Here is a 7,038-nt window from a genome sequence, read left to right as displayed (position 1 = left end):
GATTGGCTCTCTTCGTGCGCCTTACAGCCTCAAAGTGTCAGAGTTGAAAGCTTTCATTGCTAGACCAAGTCAGGACTCACTACACAATTCTCAAGCCAGTAGAACAAGACCGACAGTTGTCGTGAAGTCTCAATGAAGCGACGAACAAATAGTATGTATACCAACAATCGCTCAATTCATCAGCTTTGCTGACTCAGCGATCGCTGCCAGTGCTTTGGACTACCCTCAAACTGGCACAAACGACGGAAGCTTTACGCAGTAATAGTTTCAGCTTTTTGTCTGTTTGTATAGTTGCTGCCACCCGCAACTATACAAGCGAACTTAGCTATAGGCTCAAAACACTGTGAAGGCTGAGTGATCAGTTTTGAGTGCAGTCAGCTCCTAAGGCTCTGGACTAGGGGTTGAGCCGACATACGACCTAAAAAGTGCAAGATGGGCTGGAAAGCTTGATCCAGATTGAGCGACACAGAATCGATCAAAGAAAGACTTAGCATCAGCACTACGGCAGCAACATGCAGAAGTGGTATGAGGGCATAGGGCTTTCAGCCGTTGAAACCACAGCTAAAGAAGCTGTGTACGACTGATTTTTGCTTAGTACATTGTCTAAAAATAGTCCAAACTGTTACTCATCAAGGGTTTCAGCCGTGCAGTTTAAATTACCTCTTTCTTGAAACCTCTACAGGTGAAAAGTTACAGCCCATCTTGCACTTTTTTGGTCGTCTATCGGCTCAACCCCGTTAACACTTCAGTGTCTTTGCCGCAAAGACTCAAAGACCCAGAACCGTGCCATCAATCGAGTGCAGCACGCCCGCCAAGTTCCTTTAACGCCCAATTGGCCATGTCCTGCACATAGGGGCTTTCATCCTGAAGGGCTGTCATGAGAGCGGCGGCAGCAGATGCCGTACCGATCTGATGCAGTGCTATTACTGCACCCAGTCGCACTTTCATCTCCGGATTGGTCAACAGTTCGGTCAGCGGTTCAACGCTCTCTGGAACCCCGATTTCACCTAAACAACGGATCGCTTCCAGTCGTACGTCCAAGTCTTCATCGGTCAGTTGGGCTTGCACGGGCGCGATCGCCCGCTCATCGCCTAAGTAGCGCAAGGCAAAGACCACCGACTTACGCACCGTAGGATGAGGATCGCTGAGGCTTGTCACGAGCGGTATCAAGTTTTGTTCATCAGGTGACTGGCTCAAGGCTCTGGCCGCCGCCTCCCGAATTTGCCAATTTGTATGAGTTAACAGTTGACATAGGGTGGGGACTGCCTCAAGAACATGCCGAGCGCGCACCGCTAGCCAGCGCAAGGATTCAATCGCCTGTAAAACCACCTCATCTTCTGCATCTTGCAATGCCTCTGTAAGAGGGAGAACCGCCCGCTCGTCGTACATCATACCCAGAGCGCCAGCGGCGCTGCGTCGGACAAAAGCATCTTCGTCCTGCAAAGCATCCATCACTGGAACCAGGGTTAAGTCTCCCACTCGACCCAGGGCAATCGCGGCTGTTGCTCGTAAAGGATGGACTTCGTCTCGCACAATGCCCAGTAACAAGTCTGAAATGGTCGTACCTGTCAGTTGGGTTAAGGCGGCTGCAATGGCTTGATCGGCTGCCAAGACGTCTCTTGTTAGGCTGGGTGAGCCTCCACCGGTGCGGTCTGCCTCCTCCTGCATGCCCAGACCACAGGGATACTCATAACCCCAGGCTAGGACTTTAAGCAGTGGTTCAATCGCCCGTTGAGCGCCGATTGCTGCCAGCGTTTGGGCGATCGCTTGAACCGCTTCTGGTTGTCCCGAATAGGCGAAGTGCCAACCATTCCACTTCTGCAAGATTTGAATCAGGGGTTCAACCACGATGGGAAGCTTAAATTGGCTCAATGCCTCAGCAACTCTTAAAACAACCTTCTCATCAATGTCTTGTGAGGCTCCAATTAATGACTCAATCGCACTGGCATCCCCGATCATTCCCAGTGCTTGTGCGGCGGCTGCTCGATCGCCGATGTCCGAATGCTGTATTTCTCCTTTGGACGCTTGCAAAATCTTTGCTAACACGGGTACGGCTCTTCGATCCTGTAATTGCCCCAGCAGAAGGATTACCTGATGACGAAGCCGTTCATGCGTCGAGGTTTTCAAGACCGCAATTAAGGGCGCAACCGCAGGTTTTCCGAGTTTGAGCAAGGCGGTGATCGTGTCTTCACCGTGTTCCTCCGTTTGCTTGAAGCGCTGGATCAGAGGCCGCACCGCTTGCGGATCACTACGATCGCCCAACACTTGAATTGCAGCTTTCCGAACGTTCCAATCTGGGTCTTCAAGCGCCTTTACCAGGAGGGGAAAGATTTGTTCTGACTCGTCTGTTTTGAGGGCAAGGATGGCGTAATACCGAGTAACTGGATCAGGATGTTGCACAGTCGTGAGCATCAGTGCGGCGATCCGTGGATGATTGAACTGACTTAAGGCTCCAATCGTCGATCGCCACAGAGGTTCTGGAGACGACTGAGCCAATTCCAGCAAGGGTTCAATCGCTCGATCGTCTTTTAATGCGCCTAAGGCCTGGACTGCCTGCAATTGCACTTTGTCATGGGAGTCTTGAAGACACGCAATGATGGGTTCGACACTTTGGCGATCACCGAGCTTAGTCAAATTAGCAATGGCGTACTGGCGAATCCCCCAGAATGGGTGATGCAGTAAATCCAGGAGGGTTACCAGAGCAGAGAATTCACCCAGTTGTACGAGAGCATAACTGGCCCACAAGACTCGCCAAGGCGATTCAGAAGCGAGCGCGTCTTGCAAAGCCGGAATCGCCATCGCTCCTAATTGCACCAATGCTCGAGCGGCTGTTTCGTTAACGTTGAGCATCCGGTGCTCAAACAGCGTGACTAACGGTTGAATGGCTCGCTCATCTCCGACCTCTGCCAGGATTTTTGCGGCTTCTTGACAAGTCCAGTCGCTAGGGTGTGTGGTGAGAGCTTGCAGCAAGAGATCGACCACTGGTTCTGGCTGGAGCACGAGCAGCTTACGGATAAGACCTTCATGCGAGCTATTGCTGGTCAAATAGTGTTGCTGCAAGAATTGAATCACGGCGGCGATCGCCTGCGTCGAATGCAAGTTCAACAAAGTATCTGCGGCTTCATACTGCACATCCTGGTGGTCATCTTGTAAGGTTTGGATCAACGGTGCGATCGCCCGTTCATCGCCTAATGCACCGAGTTGCTGTGCCGCCTTTCGTCGCACATAGGGGTCAGCGTCATTGAGTGTAGTGATGAGTAGGGGCACTGCGATCGTGCCCAGCTTACCGAGTGACTCCGTCACCACCTCCCGCACGTGCTCACATTCGTCCTGCAATAACTGCTCAGAGAGGGCTTGAAGCACTCGCGGATCAGTTCGCTGGTGATGCTCGCAGAGGTCAGACACGGCAAACCTCCGCATCTCATCGTCTGGGTGCTGTAACGCTCTCAGTAGGGCGGAAATGGATCTCACGCTGCGTGTTCCTCTCTGGGCTAGCTCGGCTGGGATAATAAACCTTTCTCCAGTGAAGCCGACATACCACATTGTTGGCTGGAGTGAGAAAACCGAACCTACTCCTTGCCAGTCTGCTCGTTCACCCAAGCAATGGCGGCACGGACGGATGTTAGAGCTGGAACTTCAACATATTGGTTGGTTCCCGTTGCCTCGTCAACAGTTTTCAATAAATACACCTTCCGTCCTCCACCCAGTGGAAACCAGAGCAACGTATGGTTTTGCCAGGTATCGACGATTTTGATTTTATATTCCTGGCAGAGACGAGCGTAACCAATCTCCTGAATGATCATGCGCTCATAGGGGGGATTGGGACGAGAGCACAACCAAATTGGTTGCCATTGGCTGGGCGGCTTTTTCCGAAAGCGGTCATCAAGCCAGAGTCCATGATAGGCGTAGACCTGAAAGCCTCCTGAATATTCGATCGCAGGTTCCCTTTGTCCATGTAATTGTCCTGCGCTGTCAAACGCCCACTTATGGGGGCGATCGCAAACCCAACACATTTGCTTCAACGGCACAACCCAGCCAACTTGTGCAGCAATTGTCTGCATCAGCGGCCACTGCTCCTGATCACAGGTATTCCCCCGCTCAATGAGCCAATCTTCTTCCTGCCAGGTATAGCCCAACTCGGTGACACAAAAATCGATCAACGCGCCATTACTAATGAGCCAGGTAGGATATTGCATCACCTCCCACAACGTAGCTTCTAACCCACGATGCCAGTGCAATCCCAACTCATGGCTGATCGTGCCCCATTGACGCTGCAACTGCTTTTCCAGGGGGTCTCGCAGTTGTTGGCTCAAGTCATCAAACAACTCGCCGCCCATGTGCTCATACAAGTTTGTCCAGAGGGGCCTATCCAACCGCTTGCGAATTTCGGACCAACAGCTATACAGCAAGTAATACCAGGGCTGGCGCAATCCCTCTGGATCGCGCTCTAAATAGAACTCCACTCGCTCTCGCAGTTCCAGTGGATTGGCACAAAATTCAATTTGAGGTGGTTCCAGTTTAGCCCGACCATACATTGCATCGATGGCTTCTATGGCGGTTGCTTGATCGATCGACTCCGTTGACCAGGCAAACTGCAACCACTTCTGCCGATACTGCGGTAGCAGGTTGAGCGGCTCTGAGGTCAGTCGTTCACTTGGAGCAGAATCAGGCTTCACAAATGGGGTTGGAGTAGTGATGGAGACCGTTAGCGCTTGTGTTCCACGTCATCTGGCACGGGTGCTAGTGCCATCAAGCAAGCCGTCCGCGTGTCAGCAGGAGGCACTCCCTATAACTAACCACGCTACCATTCGCCTCATGTGCAGGGCAACAACGGTCAGCATCGGCTGCAATCGCGATGTTGCTAGTCCTAAAGAGCGCGCTTGCCGCAGACCAAACGCGTGAAGACCGGGAGCCAAAGTGCCTTCATGCCCGCTCGTTACTTGTCAGTTTGTTTCCCAGCTTTGGTTGTTAGCTGCCACCCGCAGCTCACCAACGACAGCAGCGGTGCCTCACTGGTGCCTTAGAAGCCCACGGGAACGAGAGCATCGGTGTGGCAGACTAGAACCGAACGGTGATTGAGATCAGTTCTAGTTCAGTCAGTCACTAGGAGAGCGGTAGAGACTCTCTGTCTCTGATCTTAAAGTCGATGGAGGTGAGCGATCAAGACACAGGAGGACAATCTGTGGGACGCGATTGAGCGACTTGAGTCTCGCTGCTGTGGTCCTGAGTGCTTAAAGTGCTGGCGTGCTTTGATGCGAGCCTGCGCGCAGCTGCTCATGAGCCACCTACCTGCTGCGGTCGCTGACTGGACGGCGGCGGCCGATGCTTACGAGCGCGGTGCGCTTTCCACAGAGGCGCTAGCCGTCGTCCGCGTACGTGCATGGCAGTACCACGATGCCAGCCAGCGGTCCGTCAGCCCGGACGCATTGAGTGGCTTGCGTGTGGTGATGTATCGGCTGTGGCCGGCACCTGTGGCTGCCGATTGGTATGAGTTAGCGTGGCACTTTCTGCACTGCTGCAACGAAGCAGGCCTTAGGGATGACCAGTTGTTCGACTTACTGCAGGAGCATTTTGCTAGTCTTAGCGGCGAAGCAGAGGTCGTCTAACCACAGCAGGTACTTGACCGCCGACACAACGTCCTTATGTCAATCGGGGCCACGCAGGGGGTGATGCCGGGCCTTGGGCTGCTTCACATGGCAGCGAGGACAGTACGCCCATTTCATGGTTGGGGAAGCGAGGCTTTAAGATCAAGCAAGTACATCAAGACAGTGTCATCAACTCAGAGGCGCAGCAGTGAGTCAAATTGTTGTCTCTACCATTGGTTCTTGGGGTGCTTTGTGGGTGACCGACAGCAACAGAACAAGGTGCTGCACTCGACCGCCTATACTCTACGCTCGTGCTTCCACCAGCCTCCAGCGGCGAGTAAGCTAAATCGTTCGGCTGAAATTTGTTCTAAATCTAAATACAGCTAGGGTTCATAGAGAAATCCTGAGGGATCACAAAATGCAAAGCCAGCATATAGCTTTAATCCGAACCCTCTTCCAAAGCCGCTTAGCGACTCTTGAGCATCTTTTGGAGTCAGCTCGAACTCACTTTCGTGATGATGAGTCGTTCCTTCAGAAGCGGCTTGCGGCTGATATGTTGCCCTTCGGTACACAGATTGCTTTCACCTGCAATCAACCACGCAACTTTGCTCTCTGGTGTGATGGTAAACCGGCGAATCATCTCGATCCAGACGTCACAGCTCTCGCGCAGGCAGACGAGCACATAGCAAACACTAAAGAACTTCTTTCGGGTGCTCACGTTGAAGACACAAAGCTAGCTGAGGTGACGCGCATTGAATTGGGTCAGAGCCTGTACCTTGAGTTGTCTGGTCATGCCTATGTCAATGAATTTCTCATGCCAAACTTTTACTTTCATCTGGTCACGGCTTACGATATTCTTCGCATGGCTGGGGTGCCAATTGGCAAACGAGACTATATGCTGCACTTGGTGCCATCAATCAGAAAGGAATGAAGCCTAACTATTTAAAGGCAACGGACAGTCAAGTTAATTTTCGTTTAATAGCCGCCGCTGATTTGAGCTGTTAATGCTTAGAAACAAGGCCGAAAATGCTTCTTTTCGGCAAAGATGCAAGCTGGGATGCGGCTAAGGTAAAAAAGTGCAAGATACACTGGAAAGCCTTATCCAGATTGAGTTACAGAGCATCTGTCGAAGTAAGGCTCAGTATTGGAACCGCTGCTGCCACCCGCAACTAACCAACAAAATCACCCCTGTTTTGAGGCGAACGCTGAAAGCCTTACATGGAAAGGCTTTAACACCCATATGATAAACTTTTACACTTATCTCGGCACAATGTCTATGTTGGCTCAACTCCGGGTTGATCCAGTTTGAGTGTCAGCATCAGAGAGGGGGCAGGTTGCTATTTGGCACTCACCGGCTTGAGCCTTTAACTTGTTGAGAGAGCGCTTGGATTGCCGCTTTGTACTGAGGATCAGCGATCGTCCCTAAACTGCGCTGACGAACCAGATCTTGCCG

General features: G+C 52.1%; 4 protein-coding genes. 2 read left to right on the top strand and 2 right to left on the bottom strand.

Translation table 11 applies throughout. From position 1 onward, the window contains the following. Window positions 1-789: 789 nt before the first annotated feature. Window positions 790-3,471, bottom strand: coding sequence for a HEAT repeat domain-containing protein (locus H6F76_RS09010; RefSeq protein WP_190507558.1), 2,682 nt, complete (start codon window positions 3,469-3,471; stop codon window positions 790-792). A 98-nt stretch (window positions 3,472-3,569) separates the two neighbouring features. Next, window positions 3,570-4,676: a DUF6745 domain-containing protein gene (locus H6F76_RS09005; protein WP_190507557.1), complete on the bottom strand. Its 1,107-nt coding sequence runs from the start codon at window positions 4,674-4,676 to the stop codon at window positions 3,570-3,572. A gap of 600 nt (window positions 4,677-5,276) precedes the next feature. Here H6F76_RS09005 and H6F76_RS09000 point away from each other — a divergent pair. Both H6F76_RS09000 and H6F76_RS08995 read left to right on the top strand, forming a co-directional pair. After that, entirely contained in the window at window positions 5,277-5,606 is a 330-nt protein-coding gene (locus H6F76_RS09000; RefSeq protein WP_190452824.1) for a hypothetical protein, read from the top strand. Window positions 5,607-6,003: 397 nt separating this feature from the next. Further along, window positions 6,004-6,516 (top strand): DUF1993 domain-containing protein, encoded by a 513-nt coding sequence (locus H6F76_RS08995; RefSeq protein ID WP_190507556.1) that lies wholly within the window; start codon window positions 6,004-6,006, stop codon window positions 6,514-6,516. The last annotated feature ends 522 nt before the right edge of the window (window positions 6,517-7,038 follow it).

It is taken from the genome of Leptolyngbya sp. FACHB-321 (genome assembly GCF_014695975.1).
Taxonomy (GTDB): domain Bacteria; phylum Cyanobacteriota; class Cyanobacteriia; order Leptolyngbyales; family Leptolyngbyaceae; genus Stenomitos.
This window is presented reverse-complemented; position numbering and strand designations above follow the sequence as displayed.

What these genes read in the sequence shown, in the direction of transcription:
- H6F76_RS09000 (WP_190452824.1), top strand. Translation starts at nt 5,277, where the DNA reads ATGAGCCACCTACCTGCTGCGGTCGCTGACTGGACGGCGGCGGCCGAT.
- H6F76_RS08995 (WP_190507556.1), top strand. Translation starts at nt 6,004, where the DNA reads ATGCAAAGCCAGCATATAGCTTTAATCCGAACCCTCTTCCAAAGCCGC.